Below are 17,813 nucleotides of genomic sequence, written 5' to 3'. Positions count from 1 at the left end.
AACGGGGTACGGGGAGTATCGCTCCCTGTACCCCGTTGTCTAAGCGGCCCCGGGGATGTCGAGGCATCTCGCCCCGTTTTCCCCGGTACCGCCTGGGTGCGTCGCCCGCTTCCGATGCCGTAGGGGCGCTACGCGCGTAGACGACCCCCTTTCCCAGGAGAGTGCGCCATCAACGCGTCCAGCAGCCCTCCGGCCGACGTGGCGGTCAACGGTCAGGAGACCGCCGTCGAACTCGCCGGGATCACCAAGCGATTCCCCGGCGTCGTGGCCAACCACGACATCCACCTCACCGTGCGCAAGGGCACCGTCCACGCCCTCGTCGGGGAGAACGGCGCCGGCAAGTCCACCCTGATGAAGATCCTCTACGGCATGCAGAAGCCGGACGAGGGCACCATCGCGGTCGACGGCGAGCAGGTCTCGTTCTCGTCCCCGGCCGACGCCATCACCCGTGGCATCGGCATGGTCCACCAGCACTTCATGCTCGCCGACAACCTCACCGTCCTGGAGAACGTGGTCCTCGGCAGCGAGAAGCTCCACGGCATCGGCGCCAAGGCCCGCCGCAAGATCAAGGAGATCTCCGAGCGCTACGGCTTCGGCGTGCGCCCGGACGTCCTGGTCGAGGAGCTGGGGGTCGCCGAGCGCCAGCGCGTGGAGATCCTCAAGGTCCTCTACCGCGGCGCCCGCACCCTGATCCTGGACGAGCCCACCGCCGTCCTGGTGCCCCAGGAGGTCGACTCCCTCTTCGCCAACCTGCGTGAACTCAAGGCGCAGGGCCTGGCGGTCATCTTCATCTCGCACAAGCTGGGCGAGGTGCTGTCGGTCGCCGACGAGATCACCGTCATCCGGCGCGGCACGACCGTCGGAACGGCCGTCCCCACCGAGACCACCCCGCGCCAGCTCGCCGAGCTGATGGTCGGCAGCGAGCTGCCCACCCCCGAGACGGCCGAGTCCACGGTCACCGACCGTCCCGTCCTCACCGTCAAGGACCTCCGTCTGGAGGCCGTCGGCGGCAAGGCCCTGCTCGACGACATCACCTTCACCATCCACGCCGGCGAGGTCCTGGGCCTGGCCGGTGTCGAGGGCAACGGCCAGACCGAGCTGGTCGACGCGCTGATCGGTCTGAAGTCCGCCGACTCGGGCACGATCTCGCTCGCCGACGACGAGATCACCGCCTGGCCCACCCGCAGGCGCCGTGAGCAGGGCGTCGGCTACATCCCCGAGGACCGCCACCGGCACGGTCTGCTGCTGGAGGCCCCCCTCTGGGAGAACCGTATCCTCGGCCATGTGACCGAGCGGCCCAACGCCAAGGGCGTCTGGCTCGACCCGAAGGCCGCCCAGGAGGACACCCGCCGGATCGTCACCGAGTACGACGTCCGCACCCCCGGCATCGACGTCACCGCCGCCTCCCTCTCCGGCGGCAACCAGCAGAAGCTGATCGTCGGCCGCGAGATGAGCCACAAGCCGCGCTTCCTGATCGCCGCCCACCCCACCCGCGGTGTGGACGTCGGCGCACAGGCCCAGATCTGGGACCAGATCCGCGAGGCCCGCCGCGAGGGCCTGGCCGTACTGCTGATCTCCGCCGACCTGGACGAGCTGATCGGCCTGTCCGACACGCTCCGGGTGATCTACAACGGCAAGCTGGTCGCCGACGCCGACCCCGCCACCATCACCCCCGAGGAGCTGGGCTCGGCCATGACCGGTGCCGCCACCGGCCACCTCGCATCCGAAGAGACCCCCGAGACCTCGGCGGACACGTCCGAGTCCGAGGAAGACGAGGCCCGCTGATGAAGAAGTTCGACAAGGAGCGCGTGCTCCTCGCGGTGGCCGGACCGGTCCTCGCACTGGCCGTGGCCTTCGTGCTGACCGCGATCGTGCTGCTGGCCTCCGGCAAGAACCCGGTCGAGCCGTTCACGATCATGTTCGAGCAGGCCACGTTCTCCGACATCCAGGTCCGGATCATCAACCAGGCCTCGCTGTACTACGTCGCGGCCCTCGCGGTGGCCATCGGCTTCCGGATGAACCTGTTCAACATCGGTGTCGACGGCCAGTACCTGCTCGGCGCCATGATGGCCGCGATCGTCGGCGCCCACGTCGACCTGCCCGCGGCCCTGCAGATCCCGCTGCTGATGCTCACGGCGATCCTCACCGGCGCCTTCTGGGCCGGCATCGTCGGCGTCCTCAAGGTCACCCGGGGCGTCAGCGAGGTCGTCGCGTCGATCATGCTGAACGCGATCGCCACCTCCGTCATCGGCTACCTCTGGCTGCCGAACGTCTTCGGCGTCAAGGTCGGCAACAACAACACCACCGGCGAGATGTCCGAGTCCGGCTGGGTCCCCGGCATCGACATGGGCGCGGCCGGCGAGATCTACGGCCTGGTGCTGCTCGCCGTCCTGCTCGGCGTCGGCTACTGGATCGTCATCAACCGCACCCGGTTCGGCTTCGACCTGCGCGCCTCCGGCGCCTCGGAGTCGGCCGCCGCGGCCAGCGGCGTCGACCCCAAGCGCATGGTCCTCACCGCCATGCTGATCTCCGGCGGTGTCGCGGGCCTCGCGGGCCTGCCGATCCTGCTCGGCGACACCCACACGTACAGCCTGAACTTCCCCACCGGGATCGGCTTCCTGGGCATCGGCATCGCCCTGCTCGGCCGCAACAGCCCCGTCGGCATCGCCTTCGCCGCCCTGCTGTGGGCCTGGCTCGACAAGGCGTCCCCGGAGCTGGACTTCCACGGCTACGACAAGGAGATCGCGGTCATCATGCAGGGCCTGATCGTGCTCTCGGTCGTCGTCTCCTACGAGACCGTGCGCGAGTGGGGCCTGCGCCGCCAGCAGCGCCGGGTCGGCGCCGAACTGGCCGCGGGCCACGTTCTCGGCGGTCTCGACGCGGACGCCTCCGACAACCACAACGTCAAGAAGGAGGTGTCGGGCCGATGACCACGAGCACCACCGCGACCGACCTCAACCAGCCCTCGCTGGAGCCGACCGCCCCCACCGGGCGCAAGATGTCGCTGCCCGTGCTGCTGCTGGTCATCGCCGGCGTCCTGGCACTCACCTCGATCGTCCGCATCATCACCGGCGCCGACGGCATCACCAACGTCAGCCAGATGTCCACCGCGCTGGAACTGGCCGTCCCGATCGGCCTCGCCGGTCTCGGCGGTCTGTGGGCCGAGCGCGCGGGCGTCGTCAACATCGGCCTCGAAGGCATGATGATCCTCGGCACCTGGTTCGGCGCCTGGGCCGGCTTCCAGTACGGCCCGTGGACCGGCGTTCTGGTCGGCATCGCCGGCGGCGCGATCGGCGGTCTGCTGCACGCCTTCGTCACCGTCACCTTCAACGTCAACCACATCGTCTCCGGTGTGGCCATCAACATCCTCGCCCTCGGCGCCACCCGCTACCTCGCGCCCCTCGCCTTCGAGGGCCACCAGGGCGGCTCCGCCAAGCAGTCTCCGCCGGTCGAGTCCATCGGCGACTTCACCATCCCCGGACTGTCGGACGCGTTGACGGAACTCAACTCCAAGGGCTGGTTCTTCATCTCGGACCTCGCCGGCCTGCTCGGCGGTCTGGTCACCAACGTCTCGTGGCTGACCCTCGTCGCCGTCGCCCTGATCCCCGCCACCTGGTGGATCCTGTGGCGCAGCGCCTTCGGCCTGCGGCTGCGCTCCTGCGGTGAGAACCCGATCGCCGCCGAGTCCCTCGGTGTCAACGTCTACAAGTACAAGTACATCGCCGTGATCATCTCCGGCGGTCTGGCCGGCCTCGGCGGAGCCTTCCTCTCCATCGTCGCCAACCCCTTCTACCTGGAGGGCCAGACCAGCGGCCGTGGCTTCATCGGTCTCGCCGCGATGATCTTCGGCAACTGGATGCCGGGCGGCCTCGCCCTCGGCGCCGGCCTCTTCGGCTACACCGACAGCCTCAACCTGCGCGGCGGCTCCGAGAACGTCCACGCCCTGCTGCTGCTCGGCGCCCTGCTCCTGGTCATCGGCGCGATCTGGCAGGCCGTCCGCAAGAAGTACGTCCCGGCCGCGATCACCTTCGTGATCGGCGCCCTGGTCTACACCTGGTACGCGACCACCAACGAGGTCCCGAACCAGGTCGTCGCCGCCACGCCGTACGTCATCACCCTGATCGTCCTCGCGCTCTCGGCGCAGCGGCTGCGGATGCCGAAGGCGGACGGCCTGCCGTACCGGAAGGGACAGGGCAAGTGACCGCCGTCGACTGGGCCCGGCTGCGCACGGTGGCCCGGGACGCCATGTCCCGGGCGTACGCCCCGTACTCCGGCTACCCGGTCGGCGTGGCCGCCCTCGTCGACGACGGCCGGATCGTCTCCGGCTGCAACGTCGAGAACGCCAGTTACGGCCTTGGCCTGTGCGCGGAGTGCGGCCTGGTCTCGCAGCTGCAGAACAGCGGCGGCGGCCGTCTCACCCACTTCACCTGCGTGGACGGCAAGGGCGACATCCTCGTCCCGTGCGGCCGCTGCCGGCAGTTGCTCTACGAGTTCGGCGGCGCGGACCTGCTGCTGGAGACCCCGGCGGGCATCCTGCCGCTCTCGGAGATGCTGCCCCAGGCATTCGGCCCGGACCATCTCACCAAGTGACTCCCCTGCGGCCCCTCTGAGTTGCTCAGGGGGGCCGCACACTTTCTGAACCCTCGAAAAGGAAAGCCATGACGTCTCTGTCGATGGATGCCATCTCCGTCATCCGCACCAAGCGGGACCGCGGCGAACTCAGCGACGAGCAGATCGACTGGGTCATCGACGCGTACACCCGCGGCGAGGTCGCCGACTACCAGATGGCCGCGCTCAACATGGCGATCCTCCTCAACGGCATGGACCGCCGGGAGATCGCCCGCTGGACCGCCGCGATGATCGCCTCCGGCGAGCGCATGGACTTCTCGTCCCTGTCCCGGCCCACCGCCGACAAGCACTCCACGGGCGGTGTCGGCGACAAGATCACGCTTCCGCTCGCCCCCCTGGTGGCGGCCTGCGGCGCGGCCGTCCCCCAGCTCTCGGGCCGCGGCCTCGGCCACACCGGCGGCACCCTCGACAAGCTGGAGTCCATCCCCGGCTGGCGCGCCCTGCTGTCCAACGAGGAGATGCTGAACGTCCTGGACGAGGTCGGCGCGGTCATCTGCGCCGCGGGCGACGGTCTGGCCCCGGCGGACAAGAAGCTCTACGCGCTCCGCGACGTCACCGGCACCGTCGAGGCGATCCCCCTGATCGCCTCCTCCATCATGTCCAAGAAGATCGCCGAGGGCACCGGCTCGCTGGTCCTGGACGTGAAGGTGGGCACGGGAGCCTTCATGAAGACCCTGGAGGACGCCCGCGAGCTGGCCTCCACGATGGTGGGCCTCGGCACCGACCACGGCGTGAAGACCGTCGCCCTGCTGACGGACATGTCGACCCCGCTCGGCCTGACGGCGGGCAACGCCCTGGAGGTCCGCGAGTCGGTCGAGGTCCTCGCGGGCGGCGGCCCGGCGGACGTCGTCGAACTCACCGTCGCCCTGGCCCGCGAGATGCTCGACGCGGCCGGTGTGAAGGACGCCGACCCGGCGAAGGCGCTGGCCGACGGCTCGGCGATGGACGCCTGGCGCCGCATGATCGCGGCCCAGGGCGGCGACCCCGACGCCCCGCTCCCGACCTCGCGCGAGCAGCACGTGGTGAAGGCGACCGCCTCCGGCGTCCTGACCCGCCTCGACGCCTACGACATCGGCATCGCCGCCTGGCGCCTCGGTGCCGGGCGCGCCCGCAAGGAGGACCCGGTGCAGGCAGCCGCGGGCGTCGAGCTGCACGCCAAGCCCGGCGACACGGTCACCGAGGGCCAGCCCCTGCTGACCCTGCACACCGACACGCCCGAGCGCTTCGACTACGCCCTGGAAGCCGTCGCGGGCTCGTACGACATCGGCGCTCCCGGCACCGCGTACGAGCCGAGGCCGATCGTGCTGGACCGCATCGCCTGAGGCGGCCCCGCCCGACGGATCCGGGCAGGCCACGGCGGGTGTGGTCGCCTCCGCGATGAGTTCCGGGACTCTCCCCGGTCTACCGATCGTGGACGCGACGACACCCGCCGTACTCGTGCTGCCAGGCCCCCTCACCCGGGAGGAGGTGCCTCGGCTCTGTGCCGAGGTACGCGCGCGACTGGAGAGGACCGGGGGCGGGACCGTGGTGTGCGACGTCGCCGGTATCGGCCCGCCGGGTCTGGCCGCCGTCGACGCCCTGGCCCGGATGCAGCTCGCCGCGCGGCGGGCCGGGGGCCGGATACGGCTGCGGGACCCCGCCCCCGCGCTGCGCACGCTACTGCGGCTGGTCGGGCTTGCCTTCGAGGTGGAGGGGCAGACCGAAGAGGGGGAACCAGCGGGCGGTGTCCAGGAAGCAGTGGAATCCGGCGATCCGGCCCTGTGAGATCTCCAGCGCCTGCACCGCCCAGGCGGTGAACCCGCCGTTCTCCGGATCCGGCTTGTACTGCGCGAAGCCCGGCAGGCCGTTCACCGCGACGGGCACCAGGTGCGAGCCGGCGCAGGCCGCGCCGAGCGTCGTCATGAACCCGGTGATGTCGCTCGTGCCGGTCAGCCACAGGTCGAACGGCGGCATCGTCATGACCGCGTCCTCGTGCAGCAGGGCCGTCAGCGCCGCCATGTCGTACCCCTCGAAGGCGGCCACATAGCGCTCGAGCAGCTTTTGCTGCTCCTCGTCCAGCGGGTCGGAGACATCGGCCGCCGCGACCTGCCCGTCCCCCTCGGCGAGGGTCGCGCGGGCCCGCTGCAGGGCGCTGTTCACCGAGGCGACGGAGGTGTCGAGCAGCTCGGCGACCTCGCTCGCCCTCCAGGCCAGCACCTCACGCAGGATGAGCACCGCCCGCTGCTTCGACGGCAGCTTCTGCAGCGCGGCGACGAACGCCAGCCGCACCGACTCCTTCGCCACGGCGGCCTCCGCCGGGTCGTCGGTCGTCGGCAGCACCCGGGCGTCCGGCACCGGCTCCAGCCAGGTGTTGTCCGGCCGGGGGGAGAGGGCGGCCCGGGCCAGGGGGGTCGAGTCGGTGAGATCCATGGGCCGGGCCCTCTTGTTCCCCGCGGTCAGCATGTCCAGGCACACGTTGGTGGCGATCCGGTACAGCCAGGACCGCAGCGACGACCGGCCCTCGAACTTCTCGTAGCTGCGCCAGGCGCGGATCATCGTGTCCTGCACGGCGTCCTCCGCCTCGAAGGACGAGCCCAGCATCCGATAGCAGTACCCGGTCAGCTCGACCCGGTGCTTCTCCAACCGGACGTCGAGCTCCGCCGTCGCCGTCGCCGTACCGTCACCCATGGCCAACCCACCCCTGTGGCATACCTGTGCGTACCAACACCTCGGAAGCTACCGCAGCCCACTGACAATGGCCTGGGGAAGAGAGGAAGGGGCAGGTCGCAAGGGTGCGGAGCCGTTTCGCGGGGTGCCGCGCGGACCCCGTCGGCTCAGCAGGCCGGGGTCAGGGCGCGCTGGGCGCGGGCCGCGCGGGTGCCCACCACCGTGATGCCCACGACCCCCAGCACGGCCAGCAGGCCCAGAGCGACCGTCCCGCCCCAGCCGCCCGCGTGGAAGGCGATCGCCCCCAGCGTGCTGCCCGCGCTGGAGCCCACGTAGTACGCGGACTGGTACAGCGCGGAGGCCTGGGCGCGGCCCTCCTTCGCCGTGTGGCTGACCGCCGACGACGCGGCGGCGTGGCCCGCGAAGAAACCGGCGGTGATCAGGACCAGCCCCAGCAGCACCACCGGGAGGGAGTCGGACAGGGAGACCAGCAGCCCGGCGGCCGTCGTGGCGCCCGCCAGGTACAGGGTGCCGCGCCGGCCCAGACGGCCGACCAGCCTCCCGGCGGTCGACGCCGACACCGTGCCCACCAGGTAGACCAGGAAGATCGAGCCGATGATGCCCTGGGGCAGCGAGAAGGGCTCTCCGGCGAGGCGGTAGCCGATGACCGTGTAGACGCCGCCGAAGACCGTCATGAACAGGGCGCCGATGGCGTACAGCCGCCGCAGCAGCGGGTTCGCGAGGTGCGCGCGGACCGTGCGGGCCAGCACCGCCGGCCGCAGCGACCCCGCCACGAAGTGCCTCGGGGCCGGCAGCAGCAGCCGGAAGGCCACCGCGCATCCCACGGCGATCACCCCGAGCACCCCGAGCGCGACCCGCCAGCCCCACTCCTGGGCGACCCACCCGGTGACGACACGGCCGCTCATCCCGCCGACGCTGTTGCCGGCGACGAAGAGGCCGATCGCGGTGATGAGGGCCTTGGGGCGGACCTCCTCGGCGAGGTAGGCGGTCGCGGAGGCCGGCACACCGGCCAGCGCCGCGCCCTGCACGGCCCGCAGCACCACCAGGGCGCCGAGTGAGGGCGCGAAGGGGATCAGCAGCCCGACCGTCACCGCGACCACCAGCGACGCCGTCATCACCGTGCGCCGCCCGAACCGCTCGGACAGCGCGCTCATCGGCAGGACGAACAGGGCCAGTGCCCCGGTCGCCGCCGACACCGTCCAGCTCGCCGCGCTCGCCGTGCTTCCGAAGCCGTCCGAGATCAGCGGCAGCAGGGCCTGCGTGGAGTACAGCAGGGCGAAGGTCGCGACGCCCGCGAGGAACAGCGCCAGGCTCATCCGGCGGTAGCCGGGCCCGCCCGGGGCCACTCGGGTGTCGACGGCGGACGGGGAGGAGGCGGTGGGGGCGACGGCTGAGACGGCGCCCACGGTGGTGGACGCCCCGGTACTTGCGGAAGGCATGCCTCGAAACTACGTACGCCGCCGTTCATCCGTCCAATGCATGGAACCCCCATAATCGTTCCCGTGATGCATCAGCAGAGGTCAGAGCCGCGCCTGTCACCGTCCGGTGACACAGAAGACATCGAGAGCATCGAGGACATCGTCCTGCGGCTCGCCCCCCGTCTCGCCTACTTCGCCGGAGTCGCCCGCACCGAGCACGTCACCCGGGCCGCGCGGGAGATGCGTGTCCCGCAGTCGACGCTGTCGCGGGCGATGGTCCGCCTCGAACAGGACCTGGGCGTCGACCTGTTCGCCCGCCGGGGGCGCACGGTCTCCCTCACCCACGCTGGGCGCACCTTCCACGCCTCCGTCGAACGCGCCCTCGCCGAGATCGAGCGCGCCGCCGACGAGGTCCGCGCGGACGCCGACCCCGCCACCGGCAAGGTCGCCTTCGGCTTTCTGCACACCATGGGCGCCGAGACCGTACCCGGCCTGCTGCAGGCCTTCCGGGCCGAGCACCCCCGGGTCCGCTTCAGCCTCGTCCAGAACTATGGCGAGGCCATGCTCGAACGCCTGCGCGCGGGCGAACTCGATCTCTGCCTCACGTCCCCCGTCCCGGACGCTCCCGACCTGGTGGCCCGCCGCCTCGACGAACAGAAGCTCCGGCTCGTCGTCCCGGCCGACCACCGCCTCGCCGCCCGCAAACGCGTCCGCCTCTCCGAGGCCGCCGACGAAACCTTCGTCACCCTCGAACCCGGCTACGGCATGCGCCGCATCACCGACGACCTCTGCGAGGCGGCCGGCTTCAAACCCCGTATCGCCTTCGAGGGCGAGGAGGCGGAGACACTGCGGGGCCTGGTGGCGGCGGGCCTGGGTGTGGCGCTCCTGCCCCCTCCGGCCGTTCCCCGGCCGGGAGTCGTCGAGCTGACGGTCACCGCCCCCAGAGCGGCCCGCGAGATCGGCGTGGCCTGGCTCGACGGCCACCCCGACACACCCCCGGTGGCGGCCTTCAAGAAGTTCCTGCTGTCGAGAAGGGGCAACCTGCTGCCGAGCTGAGCGGCAGCGGAGCCGAGGGGCACGGGGAACGGCGCGAGAGACCCCACCGGACCCGCGGCCGCCCCACGGACCTCACAGACCCCTGTGCGAGCGAGCCCCCCCGAACCCGGAGGCGAGCGGCATCCGCAATCCCAACGGCGGCGGCGCCGCGAGCGCGTCCTCCACCGGCCGCGCGAACGTCCGCCCGAACAGCACCCCCATCACGAAGTCCGCGGCCAGCGCGTGCACCTCGTCGCGGTACTGAGTCAACCCGTGCCGGTCCGCGTGCACTTCGAACCGGCAGATGTCGGGGTTCGTCTTCTTCGCCCGCGCCGCGAACCGGAACGACAGCTCGGGATCCACCCGCTCGTCGTTCGTCCCGTGCACGATCAGCACCCGCCGCCCCGACAACTGCTTCACCGGTTCGGGCGGCGCGGCCACGTCCTCCTCGGGCAGCCAGGGGGCGATGGCCAGCACTGAGTTGACGGCCTCGTGCCCACCCGCGTGCAGGGCCGCCCGCGCCCCCATGTGGAGCCCGGCCAGACACACCGGCACGTCTCCGTAGCGCCGCACCACCTCGTCCGCGGCCCACTCGGCATCCCGCGCGAGCCGCGCCTCCGCACCGTTCCAGCCCCGGTGGCGGTAGTGCACGACATGGGTCGCCAGCCCCTCCGTACGGCCCGCGCGGGCGAGCCGGCGGCCGAGGGCGCGCACGGAGGCCGCGGCCAGCATGGGGGAGGGTCTGCGGGTGGATGCCTCGTCACCGGCCGGGAGGAGAAGGACCACCCCGCCGACCGTGCTCGGCTCCGGGCCGATCGTCCGCCCAAGTCGGGGCGTACGGACCGGCATTGCTTGCTGCGCCATGACAGAACAGTGTCAGAAGAGATGGTGTACGCCACCCGTCCTGTGGGTCACCGTTACGTATCGACGCGATCATCCCGACAGGCGCTCTACGCGCGTAGGAGGTATCGTACGAAAATGACGAACCAGAACGACCCGACCGGTAACACCCCGGATCCGGACCAGATCCGCCGGGCGCCCAAGGTTCTGCTGCACGACCACCTCGACGGCGGCCTGCGCCCCGGAACCATCGTCGAACTCGCCCGCGACAGCGGGTACTCCCAGCTCCCCGCGACCGACCCCGACCGGCTCGGCGTCTGGTTCCGGGAGGCCGCCGACTCCGGCTCGCTGGAGCGCTATCTGGAGACCTTCTCCCACACCGTCGGCGTCATGCAGACCCGCGAAGCGCTCGTCCGGATCGCCGCCGAGTGCGCGGAGGACCTCGCGGCCGACGGCGTCGTCTACGCCGAGGTCCGGTACGCCCCCGAGCAGCACCTCGAAGGCGGGCTCGGTCTCGAAGAGGTCGTCGAGGCCGTCAACGAGGGCTTTCGCGAGGGCGAGCGCCGGGCCAGGGCCGACGGCCGGCGCATCCGTGTCGGCGCGCTGCTCACCGCCATGCGCCACGCGGCCCGCGCCCTGGAGATCGCCGAACTCGCCAACCGCTACCGCGACCTCGGTGTGGTCGGCTTCGACATCGCGGGCGCCGAGGCCGGCTATCCGCCCACCCGGCACCTCGACGCCTTCGAGTACCTCAAGCGCGAGAACAACCACTTCACGATCCACGCCGGTGAGGCGTTCGGACTGCCTTCCATCTGGCAGGCGTTGCAGTGGTGCGGCGCGGACCGGCTCGGGCACGGCGTCCGCATCATCGACGACATCCAGGTCCACGAGGACGGCTCCGTGAAGCTCGGGCGCCTCGCCTCCTACGTCCGCGACAAGCGCATCCCGCTGGAGCTGTGCCCCAGTTCCAACCTCCAGACCGGAGCCGCCCGTTCGTACGCCGAGCATCCCATCGGGCTGCTGCGGCGACTGCACTTCCGGGCCACCGTGAACACGGACAACCGCCTGATGTCGTACACGAGCATGAGCCGTGAATTCGAGCACCTTGTCGACGCATTCGGTTACACGCTCGACGACATGCAGTGGTTCTCGGTCAATGCTATGAAGTCAGCATTCATTCCTTTCGATGAACGACTGGCCATGATCAATGACGTGATCAAGCCTGGTTACGCCGAGTTGAAATCCGAATGGCTGTTCCGTCAAACGGCCTCCACCAGCGGTTCTGTCGAAGAATCGAGCTGAACGGCGACTTCGGGAAGCGGTCGTGTCCACGGCGACGCGGCCGCTTTTCGATGTTTGCCTCCGGCGGGACTTTGGTGTTTACGTTTCGGCACCGCTCACCACCCGTCAAACGCATTCCAAGGACGCATTCAACATGAAGCAGTCTGCTGCCAAGACCCTCGGTGTCGCCGTCGTCGGTGCCGCCATCGCCGCTGCGGGCGCGGGTGCCGCGAACGCCGCCCCGAGCGCGCCGGTCGCCCCCGAGGCCTCGCAGGCCCTCGGCACCGTCACCCAGGCGCTGCCCGTGGAGAACGTCACTAAGGCGCTGCCGACCGTCGCCGGCGCCCTCGCCCAGGGGCAGAGCGCGCTCGGCGCCGGCCTGGCGGCGGCCCAGCCCGCCGCTGCCAACGTCCTCGCCGAGGGTCCCACCGCCCCCGTCGCCGGACTGCTCGGCGGTCTCCCCGTCGGCCAGGCCCTCCCCACCAAGGGGCTCGGCGTCAACGGCCTGCCCCTCGGCGGCGCCTGAGCCGCACCATGACATCGGTACGGGGCGCATCCCTGCAGGGTGCGTCCCCTCGGTGCGCGCGGCACCGGCCCGTGCGTGTCACGGGCCGTACGCGTCACGGGCCGTATGCGTCACCAGGCCGTGCGGGCCCTGCCCTCCCCGGGGAAGAAGATCCACAGGGCTATGTAGAGCAGGAACTGCGGGCCCGGAAGCAGACACGACACCAGGAAGATCACGCGCATCGTGGTCGCGGAGGTGCCGTAGCGCCGTGCCAGCGCGGCGCACACTCCGCCGATCATCCGGCCTTCGGTGGGGCGGGCAAGGCGGCTCATGGGGGCTCCTTCGTCGGCGTAGGGCGCCGGCCTCGGGCCGGCGGTGGGGCGGGGCCTCCACCGGCCGCCGCTCTCTTTTCCACACCTTCGACGCTACGGTGACGAAGCGGACGAAGCGTCCCTCTACGGAGCCATCCCGACCCTGGGAATCGTCGGGGTCCGACCCTGAGACATCTCTTCGGGGCGCATCCGCGTCGTGGCCACCCGGGTTTGCGCCCTGCGCCGCAGCGCCGACCTGACCACCGGCACCACCGCGAGATGGGCGAGGCCGACGCCGACCGAGTTCAGCAGGATCGAGTCGATGTCGACGACCTGCCCCGGCACCCCGGTCTGCAACAACTCGATGGCCAGCGACAACAGCGCCCCGGCCGCCACCGACCGGGCCAGCGACGCCAGCGGAGACCCGGCCAGCCTTCCGTGCGCCAGCGGCAGCAGGACGCCCAGGGGGGCGAGGAGTGCCAGCCCTTCACCGATCCGATGGGCCGCCTCCGGCCACCCCAGGGCCAGATCCGCTCTGATCCCGGCGAACGGCCGCAGATTCGCGGGACTCATCCAGGTGACGTCCAGCGGACGCAGCGTGATCCAGGCAACGACCGCGAGATGCACGGCGAGGAGAACACCCCCCGCCGCACGGACACGGATCCCGGCGCTACCGCCGTTCGTACCTTGAGGCTGCACGCCCCCCAAGACGCGGCCCCCGGCACGATCGGTTGCAGGATCTTTTTCTGAGGCTCGTTCGCCCTGTTGCAGTCGGCCAGGTGGTGGGCCCAGGGCAGCGCGTCCCCCGACTCAGGAACCTTCGGCCGCCGGGCTCAGGAACCCCCGACCTCCGTCGACGGCGGGTTGCCCTCCCCCGGGGCCGACTGGGTCTCCGGGGCGCACTCGTAGCGGCGCAGCGTCTCGGCGCTCGTGCTGCCGAGGACCACCGAACCGTTGTCGCCGGCGGCCGCCGAGTCCGCGAAGGTGCAGACGATCTGGGCGAGGGCGAACCGGGGCAGGGCGTCGGGCGCGGTGGACAGGCGCAGGGCGTCCTCGGGGTCGCCCGGCGCGGGCCCCGACACCGTGAGACCGGGCGGGACGGCGGTGCTGTAGCCGGCCTCGCCCTCTATGGCGCTCGGGTCGGTGGACAGGGCGTCCAGCAGGCCCTGGGCGACGACGGCGCGCCGCCGGGCCTCCTCGGTGCCCTCGGCGACCTCGGCGACCTCCACCGAGCGGTTGACCCGCACGAGCGCCCCGGAGCACAGGAGGAACACCTCGACCGGCATGCCGGAGGGCGGCGTCCGGGCCGCGATGTCCGTCGCCGACAGCTCGCACGGCACCATCGAGGGCGCCGGGCCGAAGTCCGTCGGCACCTGCGTGGCCCGGATGCCGCAGCCGGCCAGCAGCCCGGCCAGCGCTCCGGTGGCGGCCAGGACCCGTACGCCGCGCGCGCGTGCGGCCCCTGCCCGTACCTCTGGCACTCGCACGCCCCGCGTTCCCCCGTCTTCCCGTCGCCGGGTGCCTCGTATCGTCACTGACCGGCCCCCTCGGGGCCCTGCGGGACGCCGTCGGCCCGGTCGCCGTCCAGCTCGTCCGCGATCAGCGAGGCCGCGTCGCGGGGCAGGCGCAGGGTGAAGACCGCGCCGCCCTCGGGGGAGTTGGCGGCGGTGATGTCGCCGCCGTGGATGTGGGCGTTCTCCAGGGCGATGGACAGGCCGAGGCCGCTGCCCTCGGAGCGGGGGCGGGAGGCGCTCGCCTTGTAGAAGCGGTCGAAGACGTGCGGGAGGACGTCCTCGGGGATGCCCGGGCCGTGGTCCCGTACCTCGATCAGCAGGTCCGCGTCGTTCTCGTCGCCCTCGCGGACCCGAACGCGCACCGGCGAGCCCCCGTGCTTGAGCGCGTTGCCGATCAGGTTCGCCAGGATCACGTCCAGGCGGCGCGGGTCGAGCTTGATGATGATGCCGCGCTCGGCGTCGAGGTCCACCGCGTCCAGCCAGGCGCGGGCGTCGATGCAGGCGGTGATCTGGTCGGCGATGTCGACGTCGTCGAGGACGAGACGGGCGGTGCCCGCGTCGAAGCGGGTGACCTCCATCAGGTTCTCCACCAGGGTGTTGAGACGCTGGGTCTCGCTGACGACGAGCCGTACCGCCGGTTCGATCATGGGGTCCAGGCTGCCCGTGTCGGCGTCCAGCTCCTCCTCCAGCACCTCCGTGACGGCGGTGATCGCCGTCAGCGGTGTCCGGAGTTCGTGCGACATGTCGGCGACGAAGCGTCTGGACGCCTCCTCGCGGGCACTCATGTCGTCGACCTTCTTCTCCAGCGACTCCGCCGCCAGGTTGAACGTGCGGGAGAGGTCGGCCAGTTCGTCCGTGCCGGAGACCCGCAAGCGGGTGTCGAGCTTGCCCTCGCCGAGCCGCCGGGCGGCGACACCGAGGCGCTGCACCGGCTTCAGCACGGTCGTCGCGGCGGCCTGCGCGAGCAGCGCCGAACCGATCAGCGACAGACCTGTGGCGATCCCGAGCGACCAGGCCAGCGAGTTGAGGTCCTTCGCCTCCTCCGCGAGCGACTTGCGCATGTACCCGGTCGGCCCGCCGCCGATCATCTTCGCGCCGCCCACCAGATAAGGGGTGTCGCCGTCGATGACCCGCTGCCAGTACACGTGGTACGCATGCTTGTTGCCGGAGGTGAGCTTCTGCCGTTTGCTGACGGCCTTCCGCAGCGACGCCGGCACGTCCTCCAGCGAGAAGCCGGTGAGCGCGTTGTCGGTCGAGGCCCCGGTCACCGTCCGGCCGCCGGCGTCCTCGGCGACCAGCAGCACACTGGAACGCTCCCCGCCGTCCGCCATCTTCCGCGCCGCGACGCGCAGTTGGTCCTGGGTGGGGTTCGGGCGCAGCGTGCTCACATGGCTCTGCATCTCCCGCTCGAAGTCGTTGAGCGCCGCGTCCTGCGCGCGCGTCTGCACGGCCTCGCGGTTGAGCCAGTACGCGATGCCGGACGCCGACACGGCGGCGGTGAGCGCCACCAGACCGAAGACGACCACCAGCCGCAGCCGCAGACTGGTGAAACGGATCCGGGACTGCACCTTCCTGCGAGCCGCGGCCCAGCCGCGGATCCCCCCCGAAGCCTTCGTCACTGAGGAGTGTCCAACCGGTAGCCCACGCCGCGCACGGTACGGATCAGGGTCGGCGAGGACGGCACGTCCTCGACCTTGGCGCGCAGCCGCTGTACACACGCGTCCACCAGGCGGGAGTCGCCCAGGTAGTCGTGCTCCCACACCAGACGCAGCAACTGCTGCCGGGACAGCGCCTGTCCGGGGCGGCGGCTCAGCTCCAGCAGCAGCCGCAGCTCGGTGGGGGTCAGCTGGAGATCCTCGCCGTTCTTCGTCACGGTCATCGCCGCGCGGTCGATCACGAGGGAGCCGAAGGTCGCCGCGTCGTTGGCCTCGCGCTCGCCACGCCGCAGCACCGCGCGGATACGGGCGTCCAGCACCCGCCCCTGCACGGGCTTGACCACGTAGTCGTCCGCGCCCGACTCCAGGCCCACCACGACGTCGATGTCGTCGCTGCGCGCCGTCAGCAGGATGATCGGCAGCTGGTCGGTGCGCCGGATGCGCCGGCACACCTCGAAACCGTCGATCCCAGGCAGCATCACGTCCAAAACGATCAGATCAGGCCGCTGTTCGCGCAGCAGCTTGAGGCCATCCTCGCCGGTGGCGGCGGTGGCGACACGGTGCCCCTGGCGCGTCAGTGAGAGCTCCAGGGCCGTGCGGATGGCGTCGTCGTCCTCGATCAGCAACAGGGAAGGCACGGGCTCATTCTGGCCCATGGCATGGCGCCGAATCGACCGTTGGAGCGCTCCCACCCGACACCCGCACACGATCGTGCCGTTCGCGTAGCCGTACGACTCTTCTCTGTGATCGACCTGTGCCCCGGCTGGGCCCGGCCCCTGTGACAGCTCTGTGACAGTCGGCGGACACGGCGATGAAGGTGGACGGGCAATCTTTTCGGCACAGGCAAGGAAACGCCGCCCGGCAGCACCAAGGGGCGGAGCCGGGGAGCACGAAGAACCACAGCACAGCACCACAACCGGAACTCCACGACGGGGGGCGCGAGATGAACACGCTGCACGGCAACAGCACTGGCGCAGTTGTCACGCGTCTCCACGACGTCGTCCGGAACACGGAGAAGTCCGGTGGCGTGAGCGGGCGGGGGTGCGCTCGCGGCACCGGGCGTCAGCACACCACGTACATGTCGGTGGTTGACGCGCATGTGGGGGGAAGCACCACGGGGGTCGCCCACGGGGGAACGGGGGCGACGGGGGCCGCGTACGGGGAGGACACGGGGGAGCGCCGGTCTGTGTCGGAGGCGGAGTTCACCGCCTACGTCCAGGAGCGTCGTGCCTCCCTTTACGCGACCGCCTACCACCTGACCGGTGACCGCTTCGAGGCCGAGGACCTGCTGCAGAGCGCGCTGTTCTCGACCTACCGGGCCTGGGACCGGATCAGTGACAAGGCCGCGGTCGGGGGCTACCTCCGCCGCACCATGACCAATCTGCACATCAGCGCGTGGCGCCGCCGCAAGCTGAACGAGTACCCGACCGAGGAGCTGCCGGAGACGGCCGGCGACACGGACGCGATGCGCGGCACCGAACTGCGCGCCGTCCTGTGGCAGGCGCTCGCCCGGCTCCCCGAACTCCAGCGGACGATGCTGGTCCTTCGTTACTACGAGGGCCGCACCGACCCGGAGATCGCGGAGATCCTCGACATCAGTGTCGGCACGGTGAAGTCGAGCATCTGGCGGTCGCTCCGCCGGCTGCGCGAGGACGAGGTCCTCAGCTTCGGCCGTGACGAGGAGGAGTCCTTCGGGGAGCTTGTCGCCTGAAGGTCTGTGGGGGGGGAGTAGGTAACGGGGGAGGAAAGCGGGGGGCACGGGGGAGGCGAAGGACGTCACGGTGGCGCGGGGGAGCGCCTGCGTGACGGCCGGGGGGTGACCGGCGGGGTCCGGGGGGACCACGACGGTGCAACGGGGGAACACGGGGGAAGCACGGGGAACACGGGGGATACGGGGGAAGGCGGGACTGGAGGGCCGGGGGGTCCGTCCAGTCCCGTTTTCATGTGTGCCCCGGTGC

The 17,813-nt window shown here is 71.1% G+C and carries 18 protein-coding genes; 10 read left to right on the top strand and 8 right to left on the bottom strand.

The features are described 5' to 3' along the window. Positions 1–198: 198 nt before the first annotated feature. From ACZ6BB_RS11875 to ACZ6BB_RS11850, 6 genes are all read left to right on the top strand, one after another. Positions 199–1,785 carry an ABC transporter ATP-binding protein gene (locus ACZ6BB_RS11875; RefSeq protein ID WP_471615109.1) on the top strand — a complete coding sequence of 529 codons (1,587 nt, stop codon included), beginning with the start codon at positions 199–201 and terminating at the stop codon, positions 1,783–1,785. Continuing rightward, a complete protein-coding gene (locus tag ACZ6BB_RS11870; protein WP_471615108.1) occupies positions 1,785–2,930 on the top strand; it encodes an ABC transporter permease in 1,146 nt (381 codons plus the stop codon). Before ACZ6BB_RS11875 ends, ACZ6BB_RS11870 begins: the two co-directional genes overlap by 1 nt. Then, on the top strand, positions 2,927–4,201 hold the full coding sequence (locus tag ACZ6BB_RS11865; protein ID WP_467349421.1) for an ABC transporter permease: 1,275 nt from the start codon (positions 2,927–2,929) through the stop codon (positions 4,199–4,201). The genes ACZ6BB_RS11870 and ACZ6BB_RS11865 overlap by 4 nt, the downstream gene beginning before the upstream one ends. Next, positions 4,198–4,590, top strand: coding sequence for a cytidine deaminase (locus ACZ6BB_RS11860; RefSeq protein WP_471615107.1), 393 nt, complete (start codon positions 4,198–4,200; stop codon positions 4,588–4,590). The genes ACZ6BB_RS11865 and ACZ6BB_RS11860 overlap by 4 nt, the downstream gene beginning before the upstream one ends. A gap of 77 nt (positions 4,591–4,667) precedes the next feature. Further along, positions 4,668–5,951, top strand: a complete 1,284-nt coding sequence (locus tag ACZ6BB_RS11855; protein WP_471615325.1) for a thymidine phosphorylase — start codon at positions 4,668–4,670, stop codon at positions 5,949–5,951. Between the two features lie 55 nt (positions 5,952–6,006). After that, positions 6,007–6,393, top strand: coding sequence for an STAS domain-containing protein (locus tag ACZ6BB_RS11850; RefSeq protein ID WP_471615106.1), 387 nt, complete (start codon positions 6,007–6,009; stop codon positions 6,391–6,393). Here the strand turns inward: ACZ6BB_RS11850 and ACZ6BB_RS11845 are convergent. Beyond that, positions 6,286–7,296: a sigma-70 family RNA polymerase sigma factor gene (locus tag ACZ6BB_RS11845; RefSeq protein ID WP_471615105.1), complete on the bottom strand. Its 1,011-nt coding sequence runs from the start codon at positions 7,294–7,296 to the stop codon at positions 6,286–6,288. The two genes, ACZ6BB_RS11850 and ACZ6BB_RS11845, sit on opposite strands and share 108 nt — an antisense overlap. A 146-nt stretch (positions 7,297–7,442) precedes the next feature. Beyond that, positions 7,443–8,735, bottom strand: a complete 1,293-nt coding sequence (locus ACZ6BB_RS11840; protein ID WP_471615104.1) for an MFS transporter — start codon at positions 8,733–8,735, stop codon at positions 7,443–7,445. Positions 8,736–8,798: 63 nt separating this feature from the next. Between ACZ6BB_RS11840 and ACZ6BB_RS11835 the strand changes: the two genes are divergently transcribed. Beyond that, complete coding sequence (locus tag ACZ6BB_RS11835; protein ID WP_383887041.1) at positions 8,799–9,770, top strand: LysR family transcriptional regulator; 972 nt, start codon at positions 8,799–8,801, stop codon at positions 9,768–9,770. Between the two features lie 72 nt (positions 9,771–9,842). Here ACZ6BB_RS11835 and ACZ6BB_RS11830 read toward each other — a convergent pair whose 3' ends face one another. Continuing rightward, positions 9,843–10,613 carry a prolyl oligopeptidase family serine peptidase gene (locus ACZ6BB_RS11830; RefSeq protein ID WP_471615103.1) on the bottom strand — a complete coding sequence of 257 codons (771 nt, stop codon included), beginning with the start codon at positions 10,611–10,613 and terminating at the stop codon, positions 9,843–9,845. A gap of 114 nt (positions 10,614–10,727) precedes the next feature. On the opposite strand from ACZ6BB_RS11830, the gene ACZ6BB_RS11825 reads away from it, so the two are divergent. Together ACZ6BB_RS11825 and ACZ6BB_RS11820 are read left to right on the top strand one after the other, a co-directional pair. After that, positions 10,728–11,891, top strand: a complete 1,164-nt coding sequence (locus ACZ6BB_RS11825; protein ID WP_471615102.1) for an adenosine deaminase — start codon at positions 10,728–10,730, stop codon at positions 11,889–11,891. A gap of 133 nt (positions 11,892–12,024) precedes the next feature. Next, complete coding sequence (locus tag ACZ6BB_RS11820; RefSeq protein WP_471615101.1) at positions 12,025–12,396, top strand: ATP-binding protein; 372 nt, start codon at positions 12,025–12,027, stop codon at positions 12,394–12,396. A 110-nt stretch (positions 12,397–12,506) separates the two neighbouring features. Here the strand turns inward: ACZ6BB_RS11820 and ACZ6BB_RS11815 are convergent, their stop codons facing one another. The 5 genes from ACZ6BB_RS11815 to afsQ1 form a co-directional block, all read right to left on the bottom strand. Then, positions 12,507–12,707 (bottom strand): PspC domain-containing protein, encoded by a 201-nt coding sequence (locus ACZ6BB_RS11815; RefSeq protein WP_471615100.1) that lies wholly within the window; start codon positions 12,705–12,707, stop codon positions 12,507–12,509. Positions 12,708–12,830: 123 nt separating this feature from the next. Continuing rightward, positions 12,831–13,313, bottom strand: coding sequence for a VanZ family protein (locus ACZ6BB_RS11810; protein WP_471615099.1), 483 nt, complete (start codon positions 13,311–13,313; stop codon positions 12,831–12,833). A gap of 206 nt (positions 13,314–13,519) precedes the next feature. Then, positions 13,520–14,167 (bottom strand): hypothetical protein, encoded by a 648-nt coding sequence (locus ACZ6BB_RS11805; protein WP_471615324.1) that lies wholly within the window; start codon positions 14,165–14,167, stop codon positions 13,520–13,522. A gap of 50 nt (positions 14,168–14,217) precedes the next feature. Further along, positions 14,218–15,819 (bottom strand): ATP-binding protein, encoded by a 1,602-nt coding sequence (locus ACZ6BB_RS11800; protein WP_471615098.1) that lies wholly within the window; start codon positions 15,817–15,819, stop codon positions 14,218–14,220. Beyond that, positions 15,816–16,493, bottom strand: coding sequence for a two-component system response regulator AfsQ1 (gene afsQ1, locus ACZ6BB_RS11795; protein WP_013001223.1), 678 nt, complete (start codon positions 16,491–16,493; stop codon positions 15,816–15,818). The genes ACZ6BB_RS11800 and afsQ1 overlap by 4 nt, the downstream gene beginning before the upstream one ends. A 305-nt stretch (positions 16,494–16,798) precedes the next feature. Here afsQ1 and ACZ6BB_RS11790 point away from each other — a divergent pair, with 305 nt between their 5' ends. Further along, positions 16,799–17,566 carry a SigE family RNA polymerase sigma factor gene (locus ACZ6BB_RS11790; RefSeq protein ID WP_471615097.1) on the top strand — a complete coding sequence of 256 codons (768 nt, stop codon included), beginning with the start codon at positions 16,799–16,801 and terminating at the stop codon, positions 17,564–17,566. The last annotated feature ends 247 nt before the right edge of the window (positions 17,567–17,813 follow it).

The sequence above is a fragment of the Streptomyces sp. NPDC041108 genome (assembly GCF_055592645.1).
The sequence above is the reverse complement of the archived record's forward strand: the minus strand, read 5'-3'. Positions and strand labels throughout refer to the sequence as shown.

Excerpts from the sequence above, each read along its gene's own strand:
- ACZ6BB_RS11820 (WP_471615101.1), top strand. The coding sequence starts at position 12,025 with ATGAAGCAGTCTGCTGCCAAGACCCTCGGTGTCGCCGTCGTCGGTGCC.
- ACZ6BB_RS11845 (WP_471615105.1), bottom strand. The coding sequence starts at position 7,296 with ATGGGTGACGGTACGGCGACGGCGACGGCGGAGCTCGACGTCCGGTTG.
- ACZ6BB_RS11815 (WP_471615100.1), bottom strand. The coding sequence starts at position 12,707 with ATGAGCCGCCTTGCCCGCCCCACCGAAGGCCGGATGATCGGCGGAGTG.
- ACZ6BB_RS11825 (WP_471615102.1), top strand. The coding sequence starts at position 10,728 with ATGACGAACCAGAACGACCCGACCGGTAACACCCCGGATCCGGACCAG.
- ACZ6BB_RS11840 (WP_471615104.1), bottom strand. The coding sequence starts at position 8,735 with ATGCCTTCCGCAAGTACCGGGGCGTCCACCACCGTGGGCGCCGTCTCA.
- ACZ6BB_RS11865 (WP_467349421.1), top strand. The coding sequence starts at position 2,927 with ATGACCACGAGCACCACCGCGACCGACCTCAACCAGCCCTCGCTGGAG.
- ACZ6BB_RS11850 (WP_471615106.1), top strand. The coding sequence starts at position 6,007 with ATGAGTTCCGGGACTCTCCCCGGTCTACCGATCGTGGACGCGACGACA.
- ACZ6BB_RS11830 (WP_471615103.1), bottom strand. The coding sequence starts at position 10,613 with ATGGCGCAGCAAGCAATGCCGGTCCGTACGCCCCGACTTGGGCGGACG.
- ACZ6BB_RS11790 (WP_471615097.1), top strand. The coding sequence starts at position 16,799 with ATGAACACGCTGCACGGCAACAGCACTGGCGCAGTTGTCACGCGTCTC.
- ACZ6BB_RS11870 (WP_471615108.1), top strand. The coding sequence starts at position 1,785 with ATGAAGAAGTTCGACAAGGAGCGCGTGCTCCTCGCGGTGGCCGGACCG.